This is a genomic window from Waddlia chondrophila WSU 86-1044 (genome assembly GCF_000092785.1).
GTDB classification, from domain to species: Bacteria; Chlamydiota; Chlamydiia; order Chlamydiales; family Waddliaceae; genus Waddlia; species Waddlia chondrophila.
The window spans coordinates 1,241,387-1,263,855 of the sequence record NC_014225.1; the positions used below are offsets into that span (position 1 = coordinate 1,241,387).

At 44.0% G+C, this 22,469-nt stretch carries 27 protein-coding genes; 15 read left to right on the forward strand and 12 right to left on the reverse strand.

Translation table 11 applies throughout. The annotated features are described in order from the left end of the window. Positions 1-32 precede the first annotated feature (32 nt). From WCW_RS05615 to WCW_RS05650, 8 genes are read left to right on the forward strand one after another with little or no spacing between them, the layout of a single operon-like run. Complete coding sequence (locus tag WCW_RS05615) at positions 33-398, forward strand: hypothetical protein (protein WP_143876359.1); 366 nt, start codon at positions 33-35, stop codon at positions 396-398. Beyond that, complete coding sequence (locus WCW_RS05620) at positions 395-976, forward strand: Maf family protein (protein WP_013182235.1); 582 nt, start codon at positions 395-397, stop codon at positions 974-976. The genes WCW_RS05615 and WCW_RS05620 overlap by 4 nt, the downstream gene beginning before the upstream one ends. Further along, on the forward strand, positions 958-2,625 hold the full coding sequence (locus WCW_RS05625; RefSeq protein ID WP_041941549.1) for a HEAT repeat domain-containing protein: 1,668 nt from the start codon (positions 958-960) through the stop codon (positions 2,623-2,625). The genes WCW_RS05620 and WCW_RS05625 overlap by 19 nt, the downstream gene beginning before the upstream one ends. Next, positions 2,626-4,722, forward strand: a complete 2,097-nt coding sequence (locus tag WCW_RS05630; RefSeq protein ID WP_013182237.1) for an LPS-assembly protein LptD — start codon at positions 2,626-2,628, stop codon at positions 4,720-4,722. Between the two features lie 42 nt (positions 4,723-4,764). Further along, a complete protein-coding gene (locus WCW_RS05635; RefSeq protein WP_013182238.1) occupies positions 4,765-6,114 on the forward strand; it encodes a UDP-glucose dehydrogenase family protein in 1,350 nt (449 codons plus the stop codon). Beyond that, complete coding sequence (locus WCW_RS05640; RefSeq protein ID WP_013182239.1) at positions 6,111-6,995, forward strand: polyprenyl synthetase family protein; 885 nt, start codon at positions 6,111-6,113, stop codon at positions 6,993-6,995. The genes WCW_RS05635 and WCW_RS05640 overlap by 4 nt, the downstream gene beginning before the upstream one ends. Positions 6,996-7,007: 12 nt before the next feature. Continuing rightward, the gene (locus WCW_RS05645; protein WP_013182240.1) at positions 7,008-7,652 is read left to right on the forward strand and encodes a sugar transferase; all 645 of its coding nucleotides are present in this window, start codon (positions 7,008-7,010) and stop codon (positions 7,650-7,652) included. A 10-nt stretch (positions 7,653-7,662) separates the two neighbouring features. Beyond that, on the forward strand, positions 7,663-8,181 hold the full coding sequence (locus WCW_RS05650) for a hypothetical protein (protein WP_013182241.1): 519 nt from the start codon (positions 7,663-7,665) through the stop codon (positions 8,179-8,181). Here WCW_RS05650 and WCW_RS09755 read toward each other — a convergent pair. After that, on the reverse strand, positions 8,168-8,686 hold the full coding sequence (locus tag WCW_RS09755; protein ID WP_013182242.1) for a hypothetical protein: 519 nt from the start codon (positions 8,684-8,686) through the stop codon (positions 8,168-8,170). The genes WCW_RS05650 and WCW_RS09755 overlap by 14 nt on opposite strands. 105 nt (positions 8,687-8,791) lie before the next feature. Here WCW_RS09755 and WCW_RS05660 point away from each other — a divergent pair, with 105 nt between their 5' ends. Together WCW_RS05660 and WCW_RS05665 are read left to right on the forward strand one after the other, a co-directional pair. Beyond that, positions 8,792-9,640, forward strand: coding sequence for a bifunctional 5,10-methylenetetrahydrofolate dehydrogenase/5,10-methenyltetrahydrofolate cyclohydrolase (locus WCW_RS05660; protein ID WP_041941839.1), 849 nt, complete (start codon positions 8,792-8,794; stop codon positions 9,638-9,640). Next, complete coding sequence (locus WCW_RS05665; RefSeq protein ID WP_013182244.1) at positions 9,633-10,604, forward strand: FAD:protein FMN transferase; 972 nt, start codon at positions 9,633-9,635, stop codon at positions 10,602-10,604. Before WCW_RS05660 ends, WCW_RS05665 begins: the two co-directional genes overlap by 8 nt. 108 nt (positions 10,605-10,712) lie before the next feature. On the opposite strand, the gene WCW_RS05670 is transcribed toward WCW_RS05665, so the two are convergent. From WCW_RS05670 to WCW_RS05680, 3 genes are read right to left on the reverse strand one after another with little or no spacing between them, the layout of a single operon-like run. Continuing rightward, complete coding sequence (locus WCW_RS05670; protein WP_013182245.1) at positions 10,713-11,216, reverse strand: SycD/LcrH family type III secretion system chaperone; 504 nt, start codon at positions 11,214-11,216, stop codon at positions 10,713-10,715. A gap of 4 nt (positions 11,217-11,220) precedes the next feature. After that, complete coding sequence (locus tag WCW_RS05675) at positions 11,221-11,481, reverse strand: hypothetical protein (protein ID WP_013182246.1); 261 nt, start codon at positions 11,479-11,481, stop codon at positions 11,221-11,223. A 14-nt stretch (positions 11,482-11,495) separates the two neighbouring features. Beyond that, the gene (locus WCW_RS05680; RefSeq protein WP_143876360.1) at positions 11,496-11,813 is read right to left on the reverse strand and encodes a hypothetical protein; all 318 of its coding nucleotides are present in this window, start codon (positions 11,811-11,813) and stop codon (positions 11,496-11,498) included. Positions 11,814-11,979: 166 nt separating this feature from the next. Between WCW_RS05680 and WCW_RS05685 the strand changes: the two genes are divergently transcribed. Further along, positions 11,980-13,374: a hypothetical protein gene (locus WCW_RS05685; protein WP_013182248.1), complete on the forward strand. Its 1,395-nt coding sequence runs from the start codon at positions 11,980-11,982 to the stop codon at positions 13,372-13,374. Here the strand turns inward: WCW_RS05685 and recF are convergent. Next, entirely contained in the window at positions 13,371-14,411 is a 1,041-nt protein-coding gene (gene recF / locus WCW_RS05690) for a DNA replication/repair protein RecF (protein ID WP_013182249.1), read from the reverse strand. The two genes, WCW_RS05685 and recF, sit on opposite strands and share 4 nt — an antisense overlap. 157 nt (positions 14,412-14,568) lie before the next feature. Beyond that, on the reverse strand, positions 14,569-15,690 hold the full coding sequence (dnaN, locus tag WCW_RS05695; protein ID WP_013182250.1) for a DNA polymerase III subunit beta: 1,122 nt from the start codon (positions 15,688-15,690) through the stop codon (positions 14,569-14,571). 160 nt (positions 15,691-15,850) lie between these two features. Here dnaN and smpB point away from each other — a divergent pair, with 160 nt between their 5' ends. Together smpB and WCW_RS05705 are read left to right on the forward strand one after the other, a co-directional pair. Next, a complete protein-coding gene (smpB, locus tag WCW_RS05700; protein WP_041941551.1) occupies positions 15,851-16,321 on the forward strand; it encodes an SsrA-binding protein SmpB in 471 nt (156 codons plus the stop codon). Beyond that, positions 16,308-16,733, forward strand: a complete 426-nt coding sequence (locus WCW_RS05705) for a 23S rRNA (pseudouridine(1915)-N(3))-methyltransferase RlmH (protein WP_013182252.1) — start codon at positions 16,308-16,310, stop codon at positions 16,731-16,733. Before smpB ends, WCW_RS05705 begins: the two co-directional genes overlap by 14 nt. Here the strand turns inward: WCW_RS05705 and WCW_RS05710 are convergent. Continuing rightward, the gene (locus WCW_RS05710) at positions 16,721-17,185 is read right to left on the reverse strand and encodes a hypothetical protein (protein ID WP_013182253.1); all 465 of its coding nucleotides are present in this window, start codon (positions 17,183-17,185) and stop codon (positions 16,721-16,723) included. The two genes, WCW_RS05705 and WCW_RS05710, sit on opposite strands and share 13 nt — an antisense overlap. A gap of 122 nt (positions 17,186-17,307) precedes the next feature. Here WCW_RS05710 and WCW_RS05715 point away from each other — a divergent pair, with 122 nt between their 5' ends. Together WCW_RS05715 and acpS are read left to right on the forward strand one after the other, a co-directional pair. After that, on the forward strand, positions 17,308-18,414 hold the full coding sequence (locus WCW_RS05715) for a PIN/TRAM domain-containing protein (protein ID WP_013182254.1): 1,107 nt from the start codon (positions 17,308-17,310) through the stop codon (positions 18,412-18,414). Between the two features lie 4 nt (positions 18,415-18,418). Further along, positions 18,419-18,787 (forward strand): holo-ACP synthase, encoded by a 369-nt coding sequence (acpS, locus tag WCW_RS05720; protein WP_013182255.1) that lies wholly within the window; start codon positions 18,419-18,421, stop codon positions 18,785-18,787. Between the two features lie 34 nt (positions 18,788-18,821). On the opposite strand, the gene acpP is transcribed toward acpS, so the two are convergent. The 5 genes from acpP to recR form a co-directional block, all read right to left on the reverse strand. Then, positions 18,822-19,055, reverse strand: coding sequence for an acyl carrier protein (gene acpP, locus WCW_RS05725; RefSeq protein ID WP_013182256.1), 234 nt, complete (start codon positions 19,053-19,055; stop codon positions 18,822-18,824). Positions 19,056-19,078: 23 nt separating this feature from the next. Continuing rightward, positions 19,079-19,831, reverse strand: a complete 753-nt coding sequence (fabG, locus tag WCW_RS05730; RefSeq protein ID WP_013182257.1) for a 3-oxoacyl-ACP reductase FabG — start codon at positions 19,829-19,831, stop codon at positions 19,079-19,081. Continuing rightward, positions 19,816-20,766 carry an ACP S-malonyltransferase gene (fabD, locus tag WCW_RS05735; protein ID WP_013182258.1) on the reverse strand — a complete coding sequence of 317 codons (951 nt, stop codon included), beginning with the start codon at positions 20,764-20,766 and terminating at the stop codon, positions 19,816-19,818. Before fabD ends, fabG begins: the two co-directional genes overlap by 16 nt. Next, positions 20,763-21,758, reverse strand: coding sequence for a beta-ketoacyl-ACP synthase III (locus WCW_RS05740; protein WP_013182259.1), 996 nt, complete (start codon positions 21,756-21,758; stop codon positions 20,763-20,765). Before WCW_RS05740 ends, fabD begins: the two co-directional genes overlap by 4 nt. Positions 21,759-21,834: 76 nt before the next feature. After that, positions 21,835-22,449 (reverse strand): recombination mediator RecR, encoded by a 615-nt coding sequence (recR, locus tag WCW_RS05745; protein WP_013182260.1) that lies wholly within the window; start codon positions 22,447-22,449, stop codon positions 21,835-21,837. Positions 22,450-22,469: the final 20 nt, after the last annotated feature.

A 22,469-nucleotide genomic window follows, 5' to 3' on the forward strand; every position in this document is an offset into this window, starting at 1 on the left:
AAAGATCCTTCTATTTACTTAAGGGCACAACTATGCTATCCTTCCAACTCGTTTTACTCAATGGACAAATCATTACGGACAGATTCATGGACGCCGAGACAAAAGATCGGGTACAAGTCAAAATTTTCGTAGGAGTCGAACTAAAAGCCAATGTCGCTATCTTGCTGAATAAAAGCAGCCGGTGGAAGGAGGCAAAAGTCTCTAAAACCACAAACTTAAAGAAAACCCGCTATCAGAACCGGGAATACATAGGTATTTTCCTGTCGCATGAGGCTTCAACGATGAAAATGCTTCAAAAGATATCCAAAGAAATTCTGGAGGAACTTCAGCACTTTTGCCCGGAATCCGATCTCTCCCATTTAAAAATTAACATTTTTCCTCAAATTTTTGTCGCATGATTATTCTTGGATCTCAATCTCCCAGGCGCCGTGAGATATTCAATTTATTTAGAATTCCTCATAAAGCAGTAACTCCCCATTTTGACGAAGCGTCCGTTCCATTTACAGGAGATCCTGAAGAATATGTTTGCTCGATAGCCAAAGGCAAAGCAGAATCTCTAGCTCGTATTTCCCCTGCAAATCTCCCTATTCTCACCGCAGACAGCATCGTCTTTAAAGAAGGAAAAATCTTCGGAAAGCCTGCAAACGAAGAAAACGCTTTCCAAATGCTTCAAGAACTTTCCGGGAGCTGGCATACAGTTTACACAGGACTTGCCCTTTATCATCAAGAAAAGTATCAGACAATGGCCGAAGCAACAGAGGTATTATTCAATCCGTTAACCTCCGAACAGATCCGCAGCTACCACAGGTTGGTTGATTGGAGAGATAAAGCCGGTGCCTATGCGATCCAGATGGGCGGCGGCATTGCAATTCGCCGAATCACTGGATGTTATTACAATGTCATGGGGCTGCCGGTCAATACAATGCGCAACCTTCTCAACACAATTGGAATCGACCTATGGGACTATCTAAGTTAGCGGCTGGATGTCTGCTGTTCCTCTGCTCTCTGGTTCAAGCTGAGCCTAACCGCACCCTTTACCTGCTTCGCCAGGGACACTTCCAGTCTGCAATCGAAAACTATGAACAACACGTCTTTGAAACAGGCAAGCATGATTACCAAATCCTTCAGCAAATAGGATTAACGCTCATCGAGCTTGGTTGGAAATGCAGTGATCCTGAAATCAAACTCCTGTCATTATTCGGCGCGGGGATCAGCGCACATGATCAGGCGCAGCATCTTCTCGAAGATGCCATCAGAGCAAACGATCCAAGATTTCAACTTGCCGCCCTTAACTTTCTTTCTAAAAATTATACCGACGATTCCTCCAGGTTTCTCAATTTAGCGATGAAATCAGATTTTCTTCCCATTCGGCTCGAAGCTGTTTTTCATATGGCTCAAAAGCAGCACCCTAAAACCGCGTATCAAATTGAATCCTTGATGCAAAAAGTGCCTCCGGAAGTGCTGCCCCTTTTTCCTCAGCTTCTGGGAGCTTCAGGAGATAGAGACTCAATGATCATGTTGAGAAGGTTGATGAGCCACCCGCTTCTTGCCGTTCGTCTTGAAGCAATCCTTAGCGCTGCCAGAGCCGGCAGGGACGACCTTCTCCCGGAAATCAGAGGAATTTCTTCGCATCATCAAATAGAAGAACAGGAAGCGGCAGCTGTTGCAATCGGCTTACTCAAAGATGAAGAATCCGTCAAACGATTAACTGAGTTGAAACAGTCAAAAGCCAAGAATGTGCAAATCGCATCGCTGCAAGCTTTGTATCGCATGGGAAGAGAAGATGCCGCTCTTCCTTTGATTGAAATGGCCAGGCAAGGAAACCTTTTTGCCATTTCGGTTTTGAGTGAACTGAACCAATCAGAAAATACTCTTTACGAACTTTGCTGCACCGAAGATTTAAACATCAGAATCAATGCCGCCCTCTCCTTGCTGGAAAGGCGCGACCCGCGCTGCCTGCAAACACTGCTAGAGCTTTTCCTTCGCGATCCCCGCGATCTGGCGTTGTCGCAAACCCATTCCGCAGGCAAAGGATTAGCTGCATACAAAATCGTTCCCTCTGCGCAGCAAAATTTCGAATCCACCCCCCTGCTTTATGAACAGACCCTAAATCTAAAAGAAGCAGCTCTTCAAAAAACACTCGAGCTTCCGGAAAAAGATTTTTTTGCGTTTGCCCGCCTTCTTTTCGATACGCGGCAAAACGACTTGATCCCTGCGCTAACGCATCTTTTGGAAGAGTGCCGTTCGCCAGGCGCCGTTGAAATTCTAAAGACGTACCGAGAACAAATAGGGGCTCCCCTGATTAGATATTGGTGCAATTTAGCCTTATACCGCATGAAAGAGGAAGGGCCTTATACACCTACATTAAAATTCTGGGTTAAAGAGTATCAATTCCACGACATGATCCAATTTCGTCCAATGCTTCCTTGGAAAATGCGTTCGGCTAACGCTTCGCAATATCAACTGACGCCGCAAGAGACTTCAAGGCTGCTAGTTGAAACATATGAATCATTGGTTCAACTCCAGGATGAAGAAGGCATTGCATTAATTCTGGAAGCCATCAAAAGCGGAAACAGAAAAAATCGCTACGCACTTGCAGGGCTTTTGATACGAGCGGCAAATTAAATGAAAAAAATCTTATTTTTTTTTCTATTCCCATTGTCTCTTCTTCAGGGAATCGACATCGACATCGAAAATCCCTCCTATGAAAATGGAAAATTAACGACCGAAGACGGCGGCGTGATCACAGCTCCAAATTTCCGGCTGCAAGCCTTGCGCATTTGCTATGACTCTTCCAATGAGCAGTCTCTGTTGGAGGCCGAAAAAAATATCATTCTTGAATTTGGGGAATATTTCTTTGTCGGGAAACAGCTTGTCTATGACTTTAAGACAAAAACAGGGGTTCTCTATCATGGAAGAACCGCTGTCGACCAATGGTACATTGGCGGAGAGGAAATCCATTTATGCGCCGACGGAAGCTTTTACATTCGAAACGGTTTTGCGACAACATCGGAAAATGCCCGTATGGACTGGCAGCTGGAGACCGGTGATGCTCATCTAAAAGACCACCATATGCTGACGGCGAAAGACGTTAAGTTTCGCTTCATCGCTCTGCCGATCTTTTGGATGCCTAAAATCCATCTCGATTTGAACGCGTTATTCGACCCGCCTGTACGCTTCAATATAAAAGTAGGCGGAACGCGCGGCTCCAAAGTTGGATTTATCTATAAACTCTACTCGACACCTTATTGGCAAACAAACCTCAAAGTAGACTATAGAGTCAAAAGCGGATTTGGCGGAGGCATTGAATCTTATTACCGCTCTCCTTGCAAATGCACATCGTTCAGCTCTATCAACTATATTTCGGATGATAAAACACGTTTTGACAGCAAGACCCGCACCCGATACCGTCTCGAAGGAAATTACCACACCCAGCTCAATCACGGAAAAACGACCGTTGATGCAACTTGGGACAAGCTCAGCGACTACGAAATGGCTTCCGATTATGACGACGCCGATCTCTACCTTGTTCTGGCCAATCCAACGCAGCTATACATCCGCCATCAAGAATCCAATTGGATCGCTTCCATTCTTACCCGCGTGCGGATCAACCAATTTCAAACACTGAAACAAGAGCTTCCGACCCTATACGGAGCATACCGCCCCTTTGAAATCGGATCGACCGGAATCCTCTCGGCAGGAAAATTCGAAGCTTCCTATCTGGAACTAGAATACACAAATAATAGCGAACCCGATATCAACGACTACAACTCTCCCAGGTATGAGGCCTCCCAATCCTTTTGGAAACCTTTAAAAGCTGGTGCATTCACCATGACTCCTGAAGTCGGAATGACTGCGATCTACTATGGGAACAGTAAAAAAAGATCGGACCGCTGGATGGCGATTGGTCAATTCGAACTCGATATGCGTGCCGATCTTTACCGTTTTTATGGAGATTGCAAACATGTCCTCACCCCTTACTTGCGCTATCAATACTACACCTTTCCCACAACCTCCCCCGATGATCATTTTATTTTCGATATCAACGACGGATGGTACCGCTTAAACGCGCTCAGATTAGGTCTTCTAAATAATTTTTACTGTAAATCTTCCCCTTGCTGCATTTACCGAAAGCTTTATCTGGACCTTTATACCTATGCATTTTTCGATACAAAAACAATTGAAGAAATAATCCCAAAAACCTATGCACGAGTCATTTACAACTTTACAGACCGCATGAGGCATTCCAATTTATTTGTTTGGGATTTTCAACATCAAATTGTCGACCAGTTCAACTCCTTGTTGGAATGGACCATCAACACAACAATGGCTGTTGCATTGGAATACCGCCACCGCAGCCCTTATGCATGGAGAAAAGTGGATGCGACGAATTTTATCCTCGATTCCTTCCGTTCAGTGGATGATCTGGAAAAAACGCTTCTTTCAGATAGAAGGGATACCTTCCTCTATCATTTTTATTGGAAATTTCATCCCACTTGGGCTTTTGCCTTCCAGTCCAGGAATGGATGGAACAGGAAAGATGAAGTTGGATATAAAGAGTTTCAAGTCACTTTACTAGGGACTTTCCGCTCATCCTGGAATGTCAAAATGGATTATAAGCACAGAGAGCATGACGATAGATTTTCCATCCATTTTTCTGTCGGCTTAAACCGCCCTTGCTACGACTATAATGCGTGCCGTGTTCCCTGTCTTGAATTTTGACGCCTGATCCATTAAACTCGGAAAGATAAAAAAGGAAACCGTATGGACATATTAGTTGTAGGGATTGGTTATGTTGGACTAGTCACAGCAACCTGCTTGTCTGAAATGGGCCATCACGTCACTTGCTTGGATATCGATAAAGAAAAAATTCAACGATTGAATGACGGAGTCATTCCCATCTATGAACCAGGCCTTGAGGAGATGGTGAAGCGCAATGTAGCTGCCAAGCGAATCTGCTTTACAACAGATTACGAAAAGGGAGTCAATGGATCCAAAGTGTGTTTCATTTGCGTAGACACCCCTATTGACAGCAATGGGCATGCAAGCTTAAATGCGGTCAAAAGCTGCGCACAAAGCATTGCCAAGCGAATGAGCGGCTATAAAATTATCGTCAATAAGTCTACCGTTCCTCCCGGAACTGCACGCCAAATCCATCAATGGGTGCAAGAGATCTTGGATCAAAGGAAAATGATAGAGTCTTTCGATATCGTTGCAAATCCGGAGTTCCTCAAAGAGGGCTGCGCTGTGACCGACTTTATGAAGCCGGACAGAGTTGTGATTGGGATTGACAACCCCCGCGCAACGCAAATAATGAAAGACATTTACTCCCCTTTCATGCTCAGCCGGCAGCGATTGATCTTAATGGATACCGTGTCTGCTGAAATGACCAAATACGCCTCCAATGCGATGCTTGCAACCCGCATTTCATTTATGAACGAGCTATCCGGCCTTTGTGAGAAGACAGGAGCTGATATCAACAAAGTCAGAATTGGGATGGGTGCCGACGAAAGAATTGGCTACAGTTATTTATATGCAGGAGTCGGTTACGGAGGATCATGCCTTCCAAAAGATATCTCAGCCCTGAAATCGCATGGAAACAGCCTGGAGTATCCCATGTTGCTCTTGGAAGCGGTTCATGAAATCAACAATCGCCAGAAGTTAGTGTTAAGCAACAAGATCAAAGAGTACTTCGAGGGAAAAGGAGGCATATCGGGAAAAACAATCGCAGTTCTCGGCCTTGCCTTTAAACCGGATACCGATGACATGAGAGAGGCAACCTCTTTGATACTAATCAAGCAGCTTCTAAGCATCGGAGCGATCGTAAAAACATTTGATCCGGTTGCTATGACAAATGCTAAATCCCTTTTGCCTGACACTCCCAACCTGATTTGGTGCAACGATGAGTACACCTGTGCGGAAAACACTGATGCAGTCGTTTTTGTCACAGAATGGAAACAGTTCCGTTTTCTTGACTTCAAAAAAATCCAGCTCTCGATGAGAGGCTGCGGTCTTTTTGACGGAAGAAACCAATACCATCCAGAGGAGATGGTGCATCTTGGCTTTGATTATCATGGAATCGGCGTCCCCTCGAAAACCGGAGATTTTAGTTGAACACAGTTAACCACGATCTTACATCCTACATAACCCTTATCGAGAACAAACTTGAAGCGCTAATTCCATCTTGCAGCGGTGCTGACGCATGTTTATACGAAGCGGCTCGGTATGCATTGCTTGGAGGCGGCAAAAGAATCCGTCCCATTCTGACTCTTGCGACAGCAAAACTCTTTAACGCGGATATCGAAGCAGCACTTGTGCCTGCCTGTGCCATTGAAATGATTCATACCTATTCAGTCATCCATGATGATTTGCCCTGCATGGACGATGACGATTTTCGCCGTGGCAAACCCTCTTTGCATAAACAATTTAACGAAGCGCTAGCCGTTCTGACGGGAGATTTTTTGTTGACAAGAGCCTTTGAAGTCATTTCCGAAGATCGACAGCTTAACGTTGAAATGCAAATAGATTTGATTAGGACCATTGCTTGCGCTTCGGGAGGAAAGGGGATGATCGGCGGCCAGGTGATCGATATTTCATCAGAGGGAAAAGGATTGGATTTAAAACAACTTCAACATTTGCATGCAAAAAAAACAGGTGCTTTAATCACAGCTGCTGTCGAGTGCGGCTGCATCGTCGCTTCCGCTTCTGATGAAGAACGGCAGCCAGCCCTCCAATTTGCGCAAGATATTGGTCTGGCGTTTCAGATTGTCGATGATCTGCTCGATATCACTTCAGGAGTAAAAAAACGGGGCGCTGAAATCTCATCTGATAGAGAAAACAATAAGAGCACCTATGTAGCCCTTCTTGGAATAGAAGAAGCAAGAAAAAGTGCAGATCAGCTTTTTAACAACGCCATCAAATCACTTGACCAACTTTCTCAAGAGACAGAATTTTTAAAAGAACTCGCACATTTTATCATTAAACGCGACCATTGAGAATTCATAAAAATGGAGCCCTCATTTTCAGCATTAAAAATCCGACACCTGCCAGTTAAACGGGTGTTTGATCTCTTCTTCAGCCTGATGGCCTTAAGCTTTGGACTTCCTTTTTTCCTCCTCATAGCAGTGATGATCAAATGCTCTTCAAAAGGCAAAATCATTTACAGTCAAACGCGTGTGGGACGCGGAGGAAAAACATTTCATTGTTATAAGTTCCGCACCATGTACCAAGATGCCGATTTTCGTTTACAGACATTGCTTAAACAGAATCCTTCTGCAAGGAAAGAATGGGGAAAAACAAGAAAGCTCAAAAACGATCCCCGTATTACTCGGCTAGGAAAATTTTTACGTAGAACATCTTTAGACGAGCTGCCGCAATTCTATAACGTTTTAAAAGGTGATCTCAGTATTGTCGGGCCCCGCCCAGTCGTACCGGAAGAGATCAACCGCTTTTTCGGTGTTAAAGCGCATAAGGTTTTGTCTGTCAGGCCAGGCCTTACAGGAATTTGGCAAGTGTCTGGCCGCAACAACACCAGCTACTCTCATCGTGTGCATTTAGATGAAACTTACGTCGACACTCGCTCACTTTGGCTAGATCTGAAGCTCATCTGTAAAACAGTCCCCTGCATGATCTTTGCTAAAGGAGCTTATTAGAGAAAAGAACATGAACCTCCAGAAAAAAAATCTGCGGATTGTTTTTTTTACCTGTTTTTTCCTGACAATTTGGATACCTGTGATCCTGCCTCAAGTGCGCCTTTATTTCTTTGCACCCTATCTCATCGTTCTTCTTTACAAACGTCCATTGATCAACTGTCTTTGGGGCGCCCTTGGCTGCGGATTGCTGATTGACGCACTTTCTGCTTACCAACACCTAGGTTTGCATGCATTAAACTACACGTTGACGCTGGCACTCCTGTATAGGCAAAGACGCCATTTTTTTGCTGACAGCCCATCCACACTGCCTATCATGACTTATCTTTTTTCTGCCGTTTCCACAGCTATTCAAATTCCTCTTCTATACGTATTCGAGCAAAAACTGCGGATCAACAGCCATTGGATCCGCACCGATCTGCTATTAATGCCTCTTTTTGATGCTGTTTACGCATTTTGCGTTTTTATTTTACCTTTTTGGGTATTTGGCAAGCCACGCTTAAAGGGAAAGGATTATTTTACAGATCATTAGAGCTCTTAATCCCTCTTGGCTGACGTTGCAGGGAATGCGATGAAGGTTCTCTTTGTCTTTTCGCTTCCTCTTTTTGCTCTTCGATGCTTTGAGCAAAATATTCAGCTTTTTGGCGTTGAATATCGTCCAGCATAGCATGCAGTTCATCCTTGTCAGTGACACCGTGGGCTTGCATCACCTTACTGAAAACCTCGTAGAGAGAATCACGGAAAATTTTTACCGCTTCTTGCCTCATTTTAGGATCTCTAAGAGGGTTTGGATTCATTTTGGCAGCTTTTTCTTCGACTAAAGAGATCACTTCCTGATCTTTGTCAATCAAAGCATTTTGTATCGCAATCCTTTGGCCTTGAGGCACTTTATATCTTTCCAGAGTTTGCGCGACAAATTTTTCCGGAAAGTAGGACATCATCTTGCCCTGTGATATTTCAGTGGCGGAAACTGAGGCTGGAGAGAAAAGTGCGGACATCCCGCATACAGCCATAAAAGCAAATCGTTGAATTGTCATAATTACAATCCTCCTTGTGTTCTGCATAAAGCTAGCAAGAAAAAGTATTTTATACAAAAAAAATTGATCTTGACTAGATACGTAAACTTTATGGATCATTTCAACATGGACATCGACGGAAAAACTCTATCTAAACAAATCAGAAATGCGATCAGAGAGGAAGTAAAAATTCTTAAAGGCCGTAAGCCCTATTTAGCAGTCATCCTCGTTGGAAAAAATCCCGCATCTCAAATCTACACCAACAGAAAAGTAAAAGCGTGCAAGGAAGCTGGGATGCAGTCAAAGCTCATTCAGCTTCCCGATTCCATCTCTCAACAAGAGCTGATCGATCACATTGAACAACTAAACAAAAACAGCGAAGTTGACGGCATCTTAGTCCAACTTCCCCTGCCGCCGCAAATTGATCCCGACCGAATCGCCGAAACAGTCTGCCCGGAAAAAGATGTCGACGGATTTCATCCCATCAACCTCGGTAAACTTCTCTTAGGAAACGGTGAAGGATTTATCCCCTGCACCCCTCTTGGAATCAGAAAGTTGATCGAACACTATAAGATCGAAACTTCGGGAAAACACATCGTCATTCTCGGCAGAAGCAACATCGTAGGAAAACCATTGGCTGCCCTACTGATGCATCAAGCCTCTTACGGCAACGCCACAGTCACAATTGCCAATAGCCGAACGAAGAATTTAAGTAAAATCACACAGCAAGCAGATATTCTCATCGCCGCAATCGGCAAACCGAAGTTCATCACAAAATCCATGATCAAAAGAAACGCTATTGTCATTGATGTCGGCATTAATCGCTTAGATGACAGTTCTTTAGCAGGCGATGTAGACTATGCAGACGCCAAAGGGCATTGCAGCATGATCACTCCCGTTCCAGGAGGAGTAGGCCCAATGACAATAGCCATGCTTCTGCATAACACATTAAAAAGCTACCGCACCCGTGTATAAACATTTAATCTTTTTCCTGGCAGCCATTCTCCTTTTTAGCTGCAGCCAATCCAATGAAAATTCTGTCACCCACTTCAATGGAATTAAGATGACAGTCCCCTACCGCATTACAATTGGCAGCCCTCTAAGCAGTCGACAAAAAACTGAAGTGCAAAACATCATTGAGCAGACATTCGACGAAATCAACAACATTTACAATAAATGGAACCCTCATTCCGAAATCAGCGCTCTCAATCGTGCAGAAGCAAATAAAGAGCACCCTCTTTCCCCTGCCCTTTATCAGTTTCTTGTTCAAGTTGAAGAGCTCGTCAACCAAACCGAAGGGCGTTTCGATCCAACAATTGAGCCTATGCAAAAGCTATGGAAAAACGCTTTTGGAAAAGGTGTTTTTCCTTCGCAAAGCGAAATTGATACGCTTCTTCCAAGCGTCGGGTGGCATCATATCCACTTAACTGCAAATGGAATCTGGAAAGATGACTCGAGGTCCTCTTTAGACCTGGGAGGCATTGCTAAAGGCTATGCCATCGACTTAATCGCCCAAAGACTGGAAAAAGCCGGCTACCGCAACCTTTACGTAGAGTGGGGTGGAGATATAGCCGTTAAGGGGCAGCATCCGGAAGGCAGGCCTTGGAGGGTACTTGTTACTAAATGGGGAGCACCAGACGATACGCAGACAGTTGCCGAATTAAAAAATCTGGCGATTGCCTCAAGCGGCGATTATTTGCAAAATTGGAGCATTGAAGGCAACGTATATACCCATATCTTCAATCCTTGCACAGGAGAACCAATGAAGATCACTAGGCAATCAATCTGCAGCGTCACAGTCGTTGCTTCCAATTGTTTGTTGGCTGACACCATTGCAACAACAGCTATGCTATTCGGTACAAAACAAGAAGCAGAAGAGTGGTTGGAACATTTGAAGGACCGCTATCCCGAACTTCAATATTGGGTCTATAAACGATAGCTGCCACACTCCTAAAGGTTCGATTCAGAACCCCATTAGGTTCTCCTCCCTCAAATAGTGGAATGAACCCTATTTTATACAAAATAGGAGCATGGCAGCAAAAAATTTCTATTTTTTAAGAGCCTCAATCGCAGACTCCGCTTGCGATCTCAATGTCATAAATTCGTCAGCTTCTCCACAACACCTGACTGCCAGCTCATACGACATCAAAGCATTCTTTGTATCATTTAATGAACGGTAGCAGCTGGCAGACTGATAGTGCGCAGCCGGATTTTCCGGATTGGTTAAAATTGCCATCGCATAGGCTAAAAGCGCCCCCTGATATCCACCATTCAACTGCTCTGCCATCCCCAACCCTAGCCAATAATGGTGAACATAAGGATTAAGCGTTGTTAAAAACACAAAAGCATCTGCTGATTTGTTGTACTCCTGCCTCTCAAATAAATTCCGGGCAATGGTGTAAAACTTTTCCATCGTGTCAGACGAATAACCAATGATTTCCTGAAAAGTTTTTCCCTCTTTCACCTGCTTTCGAATCACTTCCGGATCCTTTAGCTTTTCAATTGCCTCTTTAGGAATTTTATACTCTTCAGCATTTTCCATCTCTTCCATTGATTTAATGCTCCTTGTCTGACTCAATCTCTTTCATTTCATTCAACAAGGCTTGATATCCCCTTGTAAAACGACTGCGAAATTGCTCAAGGTTTCCGCAAACCTGATGCCTGATATGATTGGCGTAAGCTTCGTAAGGCTCCAAATCTTTAAGCATCATTTCTTCCATATCCTCGACAAACGCTTCCGTCAAATCTGAAACAGAGCGCTGAAACTCGGATCCTCTAGCAACAGTTTCCAAATTGGACAAAGGTTTTTGCTTCATGATGCAGCCTTCCCCTATTCTCTATTAGATAGTGTTGCAAACATCGCTGCAAGCACTTCTGGATTTCTTGCAGAAGACACCAAAGGGCCAATCGGAATCCTGCCCTCTGCATCTTGCGCAGCCGATACAACTTTTCCAAGTATGTCGGGCAATGAGCTCTTTTCCAACCAATCACAGTTAGCCTTCACTTCATTGCTTGAAACAGGATTTCCTGGTTTATCTGGAAGAATTTCAAGGCCCGGCTCGATTTCCGTTCGACGGGTACTGCCAATCTTCGGATCAATCGGAGATTGCCCTGCTGGCCCGCCTACGGGAGGAATCGGCGTATTCATAAGCACTCCTAACATTAATTGCATCCTATCCTCATTATAAAATCAAATTTTTAAAATTACAAGTTGTTTCAATATTAATTTAAAAAAAGAGAGTAATTCTTGATTTCATATTAAGAAACTGTTAAAATAATGCTGGTAAGAAAAGGAATTCTATTATGGTCAGGATATGCTAGTAAATTCTTTAAAAAAGAACAAGATAAACCTTTCTGACTACAATTATGAAAAAGACATCGAATGCCGAAAATTGATGTCGGATCTGTCTGTTTTTGAGGTTAATACCCTAACGGAAATCGTCCACGGGTCATTAAATACAACAATTTCTCAAATTGCCGAGTCTGTTGATGCAACTGAAGAAGACGTTTTGCCTGCGCTGGAGAAGCTGAAGAAGCTGAAGCTCTTTCAAATAAATGGCGATCGGATCAACATCAGCAAGGAGATGCGAAAATACTACGAATCGCAGATTCCTAAATTTGACAACGATTTCAGAGCTGATATGGAATTTGTCAAAGGCTTCTTAAGCAAAGTCCCCATCCATGTCCTTCCCATTTGGTATTCGATTCCCCGCACTTCCGATGATATTTTCGGCTCTATTATTGAAAAATTCTTGATCACACCAAAAATTTATCAACGTTATCTCGATGAAATCTCATTTGACGACCCCATCCTGAATGCGATCATGAATGATGTCTACAGCCACACAGATTATAAAATTCGTGTCAGCGAAGTGATCGAAAAATATAGTCTGACCCGAGAACAGTTTGAAGAGCATATGCTTCTTTTGGAATTCAATCTTATCTGCTGCCTTAGCTACAATGAATCCGATGATCATTGGGTGGAGGTGATTACCCCTTTTTATGAGTGGAGGCAGCTTCTGCGCGAGCGGAGAAAAAATCAGCCTCAGCCCATTAATCACCTTCTGGAAATTGAACGGACACACCCCCACGATTTCGGCTTTGTCATGGACACATCAGCAATCACTTCAACGGCTTTGAACTCTCCAATCCCTATACATGAAGAAAACGGCGAATGGACCTTGCCGCAAGAAACAGCACGCCATATCCTTGGACGCTCAATCACTCCACAATATGCCCGGCTGCTTTTAAAAATATTGATAGAACTAAAATTGGTAGAGATTGCCGACCATCAGATTGTTTCTAAAGATCTTTCCGAAGATTGGCTGAAAAAACATCTGCAAGAGCAAGCCATCACTATTTATCGCTACGGAGTGCATCAGGGAGCTCCAGTTCCTGGAACTTATATCAATAGAGATTTGAGGGAAATTGAAACCTGCCTCAAGCGCCTGATGAATAAAGGATGGATCTATTTTGATGATTTTCTCAAGGGATGCTGCGCACCGATCGGAAACAACAACCCCGTCACGTTAGTAAAAAAAGGGAAACGCTGGAAGTATGAACTTCCAGCCTATTCTGAAGAAGACATCAAGACGATTCACCAATACATTTTCCAAACATTGTTTGCAGCGGGATTTGTCGCAACAGGAACACATGCAGGCAAAGAGTGTTTCACCATCACTCCTTTCGGCCGCATGAGCATGGATTAAAGGGTGATATGGTTTGTTTCCCTTGCATCCGAATGAAAATTCAAAGGCTCTGTGCTCGTCACAAACACTTGAGAAAAGGTGTCTAAAAGAGAGATCAGCCGCTCCCGCCTTCCTCCATCCAAGCTCACTCCGACATCATCAATCAACATAAGCGGTACGGAATCCGAATGAGTGTTTAACTGAATCCACTCTGCAAACTTTAATGCTGTCGTCAAACTTTTTTTCTGCCCTTCGCTCGCAAAAAGCCGCGCTTCCCGATCTCCCAATTTAAGTGTAAGATCATCAAGATGCGGGCCAATTAACGAAAATCCCATCTTCATCTCCCTTTTTCTCATTTTTTCATATTGCTCAGAAAGGTTTTCCGGGCTGTGTTTCGCAAGATAATCTAAAGACACCGTTTCCTTGCCTAAAGAAAGTCTATCTTGAACGCGCGCGCAGTCTTGCGCCAACAGATCGACAATCCTTTTTCTCTCTGCAATGAGGTAGGCACCAGAAGCTGCCATCTCTTTCTCAAAAAGATCGATTGCCTGCTCATTTTGAGCTTTCAGCAACGTATTGCGTTGCTGCATGGCACGACTATAACGGGTCAAATGATGAACGTAGAGCGGGTTCATTTGCGCAAGCTGCAAATCGAGAAACTCCCTGCGTCGGCTGGGAGCGCCTTTGACCAACTGAACATCATCAGGAAGCATCAACGCTCCCTGAAGCTGTCCGATGAGGTCGGAAAGAGACCGGCAAGGATGGCGGTTGGTATAAATCTGCCTTTGCCGCTTTTCGTAAATAAATCGAATCGAATGATCGATCTCTTGATTTTCGTAAAGCGCCTCGACATAAAATCCGCTCTCACCTTCACGCACCATCTCATCGAGATTTCTAGAGCGAAAAGACCGACCGGTAATAAGAAGGTAAATGGCTTCTAATATTGTGGTCTTTCCGCGTGCATTAGGGCCTATGATTAAATTATTTTGAGGGCCGAAGGTAAACTGCGCTTTTTCATACGATCGAAAATTGCGCAAAAGGAGCGCTTTAACCTGCATTTCTCATAAATCCTCGGCCAATTTGAACAATTTATCACACCATTTTTGTTCCCAAATGCCTTCGCCTTGTCGACTTGACAATGTTCTCAGGCATTTGAGAACAAATCTGGCACAATATCTTGCCCAACTTACCTCAAGCCTTTGCGAAAAATGCAGGTTAACCTGCATTCTCGCTCAAACGCATGGGCATCAAAACAAACAGAGGCGAGTCCTCTGTTCCTTCCTCAGTATCCGTGATAACGCCAGGGTTAAACGAATCAGTCACTCCCAATGTCACCCGCTCTCCTCGAGTATGCTTCAAGATATCCATGAAAAACGTTGGATCGAAAGCAATATCGATCTGATCAGCATGATAATTCACCGGCATGGAAACATTACCTTCTCCAACATCTTTCGTGTTGGCAGACAGTTTGACTTCTCCGTTTCCAAAGGAAAAGCGTACGGAATGATACCCTTCAGCAGTAAAAAGAGACACCTGGCGTAAAAGAGTCAGCAGCTCTTCGCGATGAAGCGTTAAAGACTGCCCTGACCGGTCGGGAATGACACGGTTGACATCGGGATAGTCTCCGGATAAAAGTTTTGTAACATGAAGGCTGTTTTCCGTCTCCACCGCAATTTTATCGTTTAGAAGATACAAAGTTGCATCGCCTTCTTCTTTCAAGTTCTTGAGGATCTCATCAACAGCTTTAATTGGAACGATATACCCCCCGCTGAATGAAGGATCGATTTCCAAATCTAAGCGAGTCCTGGCCAACCGCTTTCCGTCTGTTCCGACAAAACATGCTCTTCCATTCTCAATATGAAGAAAAACTCCAGTCAATGCATACCGGGTGTCATCTTTTGACACTGCGAAAGAGGTGCGGAAAAACATCTCTTTAAGCTGTTGCTGGGTCAATTTTATAGGAGTCGCATCTGCAAAAGAAGGAAGTTCGGGATAATTGCCGCCAGCCATCCCATTCAGCTTAAATTTAGAAGTGTCCGAAATAATTTCGGTCACATGATTTTCACTCGTTGTCACTTCAACATTCATAGAAGTCAACTCTCGAATCAAAGAAGCCAGTTTTTTTACCGGAAGAGTCGTCGATCCTTCCTCTAACACTTTCGCCTCTGTGAAACAACGCACGCCGACAGTCAAATCCGTTGCTGTGAGAATCAACTCGCCGTTTTTTGCTTCAATGAGAATGTTCGATAAAACCGGCATCGTCGGATTTGGAGGCACAACGTGCTGGCATTTGCTGATCAGATAATTGAACTCTTGAGTGGAAATAACGAACTTCATAAATTAGGATCCCTTTTTTGATCGCTTCAGGGAAAAAGATTACCTGATTGAAAATCTGAAAGTCAAGTGTAGGGCTAGTGCTTTGTGTAAAAAGTTTTTGAAATAAAATTTTTACACAAAGCACTAGGTTTTTATCCATGTATTGTCTATGATGTTTGCCATGGGAAAAAAATCGTCATCTTCAGAACTTGTCTCAAACCGCAAAGCACGTCACAGCTACGAGATTCTCGACACCTATGAAGCCGGCATCGCACTGACCGGAACAGAGGTCAAATCTTTAAGAGATAACGGCGGATCGCTGCAAGAAGCCTACATTCGCGTCAAAGGGGGAGAACTTTGGCTGCTTAAATGCCATATTGCCCCATGGAAATACGGCAATATTCACAACCATGAAGAGACCAGAGAACGCAAGCTCCTCATGCACAAAAAAGAGATTCAGCGCCTGAAAGCCGCCACCCAGGAAAAAGGGCTTACAATCGTCCCTCTTGCACTCTATTTGAAGAACGGAAAAATTAAAGTCAGCCTCGCTGCAGCGAAAGGTAAAACAGGCTTGGATAAAAGGAAATCGCTAAAAGAAAAAGATGAAAAACGGCGCATGCAGCAAGCGATGAAGCGCGATGTATCACATTAAAATTTTTTCAGTAGGCAAGACAAAAGAACAGTGGCTGACAGACGCTGTTAACGAATATGAGAAGCGGCTTTGCTCCACTGTAAAATTTGAATGCATTTGGGCAAAACACGACGAACAGCTAAAAGCTCTTTCCGCGAAAGAAAAACACCTAGTCCTTTTAGATCCGAACGGAAAATTGATGACAAGCGAACAATTTTCCGAATTCCTCGTCGATCAATTAGAGTGCGGAGGTTCAAAGTTGACATTGATCATCGGCGGATCGGATGGAATTCCAAAAGAGCTAAAGGGAAAAGGTCCTCAATTAAGCCTCTCCCCTCTTACTTTTACCCACCAAATGACACGCCTGATTTTGATAGAGCAGATTTATCGAGCCCTTGAAATCGAAAAAGGCTCGAATTATCATCGGGCTTGACGAAAGTACAACATCGAACCGTTGATCAAAGCAGCGCCGATCGCCACATCAATAGCTCCTCGCACATCCATAGGAACCTGGAAAAATTTGATCGCCATTCCCAAACCGATCATCGACAAAAGCAATAGATAATAGGGAAGGCTGTACATCTTAGCAATTGATGTCGGCTCCTCAAATTTTCGGATTCTGTCGACAACGCGTTTAACAGATTTAGCAAAAATAAACCTTCCTTTATAAAAGCCGATGACCAAGCCTGCCAGAATCAACGCAATCACACTGTTCTCATGGCTGCCTAACGCATTTGACAAAAATGCAAACATCGAGCTGAAACTCGCTTCCGGCAAAAGAAGGCCTGTCAATAAACGCAGCCCCAATTGCAACAGGAAGATGCCGACCACAAACCATGTCACGCCGGCAAAAATAATTAAAGTTTTATGTTTAAAAGTTGGCATATGAACCTATCCTGAGTTAAAATAAAGAAGATTGTACCAAAGGTAGACAAAAAACGTCCATTATTATATAAATATTTAATTTTGAAAGATGATCGGTATAAACTCAAAATTTGGGAATAAGAATGATGAATGCATGTACAATATTTTTTAAATTAATTTTTTCTTTTTTGTCGGTACTTTTCTTTACACTATTTACCGCAACAACCTTTTCTTATGGATTTACCCTCTACAGCGCTGTCATTGGCGTAGCCGGAGGAGCCTTGTTCAGCATGCTTGTTTTTGCATCGGACATTGTGTTCAAACGGGTCTCGCTAAAACAGATGAACGTTTTGACTCTGGGACTTTTATTCGGCTACCTGCTTGGACAATCGATCACCCTTATCTTAACAGCTGTGATCGATCTTGCAGCATTAACGGTTTGGCCTGAGACGATTGCCTTAACCAAAGCTGGCATCTTCCTGTTTTGCGTCTATTTTGGAATAACCTTCACGGCGAAAGCTTCCGAAGAAATCCACGCAAGCATTCCATTTATCAAATTCAAACCCTCCGCGCAAAGGAAAAAAGATTACATCCTGGACTTTACTGCTCTATGCGATACGCGTTTAATCGACTTGGCAGCGGCCGGATTGCTCGACAACCATTTGATCCTTCCCCGCTTTATTCTTAAAAAAATCTATGAAAAAGCCGAATCTCAACAAGATCCGGCAAATGTCAAAGCCCGGCGCGCGCTGGAAGTGATCAAAAAATTGGAAGAGCTTCCAGAGCTGCATTTAAAAACAGTAGAAACTGACTTTCCGGAAATCAAAGAGATCCAAGGCAAACTTGTACGCCTGGCCAGGCTGCTCGATGCCTACATGTTGACAGCAGAAGCCAACCAAATCGAACAATCCAGCGTTGAAGGGATCCGAATCATCAATATGCACAACCTTGCCAAAGCATTGAAGCCTCTGACACAAACAGGAGAGTTCATCTCGATCAAAGTGCAGCGCTATGGTAAAGAAGCTCGCCAGGGTGTTGGATATCTTGAAGACGGCACCATGGTCGTCATCAACGGCGGAGCTGAATTCATTGGAGAAATGATTAAAGCCCAAGTCCTATCCGTTAAACATACCTCTTCTGGAAGGATGATCTTTTGCAATGCTTTTGAAGATGAAGAAGGATACGCCGAAGAAAGAATGGCGATCCCGGATAAAGACGACTCGTCGGCTAAAAAATACTTCGCCCTATAAAGCAATGATAAAAGGTCTTGGAACCGACATCATCGAAATTGACCGTATCGAAAAAGTTTTTAATCGATACGGTCAAAAATTTTTAGACAGAATTTTGAGCAAATCAGAACAAGAGTACTGTTTAAAATATAAGAATCCCGTCCAACACTACGCAGGAAGATTCGCTGCAAAAGAAGCGATAGTCAAAGCTCTTGGAACAGGGATACGGAAAGCGGTCTCATGGACTGATATCGAAATCTTGAATAACAATCAGGGGAAACCCCAAGTGTATCTTTCACCGGAAGTCAGATCGCATTTCTCCGATCCGATCATCCATATTTCAATTAGTCATTCAAAGAAATATGCAACAGCCGTTGCTATCATGGAAAAATAGACGACACGCTTTAAGGCATGCCGCCCATATTCATTTACGATTTGGTTTTTTCCAAATAATTAACGACATCTCCAACAGTTTTTAGCTTTTCAGCTTCTTCTTCGGAGATCTCAATACCAAAGCGCTCTTCAAAAGTCATGATCAACTCTGTAAGATCTAGAGAATCCGCATTGAGGTCTTCGACAAAAGACTTCTCAAGAGAAACATCTCCTTTATCTACACCTAGTTGCTCGACAACAATATCGATCACTTCTTGTTCTGTAGCCATTTAGATATCCTCGATTAAAAAGGTTATAAAATCATTCCACCGTCAACTGTAATCACTTGACCTGTAATGTAGTCCGATAACGAACTCGCTAAAAATAGTACGGCATTGGCAACATCTTCAACGCTTCCCATTTTTCCAAAAGGAATTTGCGACAAAATTGCCTGTTTTTGCTGGTCGCCTAAAGCCTCTGTCATTCTTGTGTCTATAAATCCGGGAGCAACGCAGTTTACGCAAATATTTCTCGGAGCCAGCTCCTTTGCCAACGCTTTGGAAAATCCAATGATTGCCGACTTCGAAGCGGCATAATTCGCTTGCCCTGCATTTCCTGTTAGACCAACAACTGAGCTCATATTGATCATTTTTCCACGTCTGGCTTTCATCATCTGCCTAACAAGAGCTTGGCAGGTATTGTAACAAGATTTCACATTAACCGCCATGACCTCGTCCCAATCATCTTCAGTCATTTTCATCAGCAACTGATCCCGTGTAATCCCTGCATTATTCACAAGGATATCCACCTTGCCAAAAAGAGACAGAACCTCGTTAACCGCCTGCCCCACACGGTTTTTATCAGACACGTCCACCTGAAAAAAGTGCACAGCTTCCCCACCCGCTTGGGCATTGATCTCCTCTGCAACGCTTTTTCCCCTTTCTGCATGGGTGCCAAAAATCGCAATTGTTGCTCCGTGCTCAACAAAAGTTCGGGTAATCGCTCGTCCTATCCCTGCACTTCCTCCTGTGACAATTGCCGTCTGATCTTTTAAAAGTTGCCGCATCTCAACGCCTCTTCCAACTGTTTAATCTCTTCAATTTTTTCAACACTGATTGTTGGCGCCTGAACTCCGATTCTTTTATTAAAACCGGCCAAAGCTTTTCCAGGTCCCATTTCTACATAGAGGTCTATTCCCCGCTTCTCGATCGTTTCAATCCCTTGCTGCCATTTAACTGGACTCGAAACCTGAGAAATCAACAAATCGCGGACAACGCTTGCTTCTTCAACAATTTCACCCGTTACATTCATGACGAGCTCTGCTTTCGGCTCTCCAAATGCTGTTCCATTAACATATTCAGCCAAACGTTTCTGTGCATCCAGCATCAACCCGCTATGAAACGCTCCATGCACCTGCAAGGGAAGCACCCGTTTCGCTCCCATCGACTTCGCAGCAATTGCCGCTGCATCGATCCCCTTTCGGGTCCCGGAAACAACCACCTGACCGGGGCAATTAAAATTAGCCGCCCATAAATCATTAGGCAAGTTCACAGACTTAACGATCTGTTCCACTTGCGCAGGAGACAATCCTAGAATCACAGCCATCGCCCCTTGCGTCGATTCGCAAGCCTCATTCATGAACTGGCCGCGGGCTTGCACAAGCGGCAAGCCGTCATCGAAAGAAAGGTAGCCCGCCGATGTCGCGGCTGTATACTCCCCTAAACTCAATCCGGCGCAAATACTAGGCTCCATTTCAGGAAACAGCTCGGAAAGAACACGCAAGATCGCAATGCTCACAACGTAAATTCCAACTTGACTGTTTCTTGTTTCGGTAAGTGTTTCTTCCGGTCCATTCAGGATAATCGATGCCAGATCCCTATTCAAACGCTCATTTGCCTCTTCAAAAACCGCACGAGCCGTTTGATAACTTTCGTAAAAGTCTTTCCCCATCCCGGGATATTGAGCCCCCTGTCCGGGAAAAAGAAATGCGATATTTTTCATCGATCACCTCCCATTTTCGTGATCACAGACGCCCCCCAAGTCAACCCTGCCCCAAAAGCGACCAAGAGCAAATGCTCTCCATCACGAATTTCGTTTTCTACGATCAGTTCATCTAAAGTCATTGCAACACTTGGAGCTGAAGTGTTTCCATACTTATGGACAGTTTTCCCAACCCTTTCCAAAGGCATTTGGAACTTCTTTGCCAATGCATCGATAATTCGGGCATTCGCCTGGTGAGGAACCAGCCAAGAGATCTGCTCCTCCTTCAACCCAGCCTTTTCCAAGCTTTCCATTGCAGCAGCAGACATTTTTCGAACTGCATGCTTAAACACTTCCTTACCCGACATCTTAAAATACTGCTGCCTTTCCTGAAGCGCTTTCTCCGATAAAGGCAAACGGGATCCTCCACCGGGAATCATGATAAGGTCGGCAAGCGACCCGTCTGTCCCTAAACAAACATTTTCAATCGCATACCCGCTTCCTTCACAGCTAATCACCGCAGCCGATGCGCCATCGCCAAAAAGCACGCATGTCGTTCGATCTTGATAATCGATAAACGAAGAGATCTTCTCGCTTGCAATTAACAAAACATTTCGATACATGCCCGATTCAATGTAAGCTTTTGCTGCCGACATTCCATAAAGAAACCCCGTACAAGCTGCTAATAAATCAAATGCCGCAGCATTAACCGCTCCAATCGCAGATTGGACAATGGCAGCTGTACTCGGCATTAAATGATCCGGAGTCGATGTTGCGACCAAAATCAGATCAATCTGATCAGCCGGCAATTTTGCAGCAAGCAGCGCCTTAGCAGCAGCTTTTATCCCCATGTCGGAGGAAGCCTCGTCGGAAGCTGCGATCCGCCTTTCCTTCATCCCCGTACGAGTGGAAATCCACTCATCGGACGTATCAACGATTTTTTCTAAATCCTGATTTGAAAGAATTTTTTCCGGTTGATAAGATCCTAAACCTGTAATGCGCGCTTTGAGCATCCTGATCCAATTAAGTCTATTAAGGACATAGATTTTAACATATTAGAAAAAAATAGGAAAGAGGTAATTGCCAGCGCTAAAAAGCTGCCCTTCCGGAAAAAGCCCGCGCCAAAGTGCCCCCGTCGACATAATCCAGCGAGCTTCCCATCGGCAATCCTAAGGCAAGACGAGAAACGTTCACCTTCAACGGCTCCAGCTCTCTCTTTAAGTAGAGGGAAGTCGCGTCTCCTTCCAAAGTTGAATCCAAAGCGATCACAACCTCGCGAATCCCAAGACGTCTAATCCTTTCGTTAAGCTTTTCCAATGGAAGACGTTCAGGCCCTTTTCCTTCTAAAGGCGAGATCAGGAAACCCAGCACTTGATAAACCCCTTTAAATTGATGCGTTTCCTCAATCGCATAGACATCTTTAGGAGAGGCGATGACGCACATCATTTCCTGCTCCATCCGCTTTGGCTGACAAAAAGCGCATTGTTCATCACCGATCAAACAGCCGCACTCTTCGCAATGCTTCAATTTTTCCGGAAGCTGACTGATGAGATCGGCAGTTAATTTCAGATGCTTAGGCGTCCATTCAAGCATCTGAAACGCGAATCTTTCAGCACTTTTATTTCCAACTCCAGGAAGCCGCTTCAAAGCCTCAATCAACTGCAAAAGATGTTTGGGGTAGTTCATGAGCATTATTGTATCCATCTACACATTATTTTCCTAAG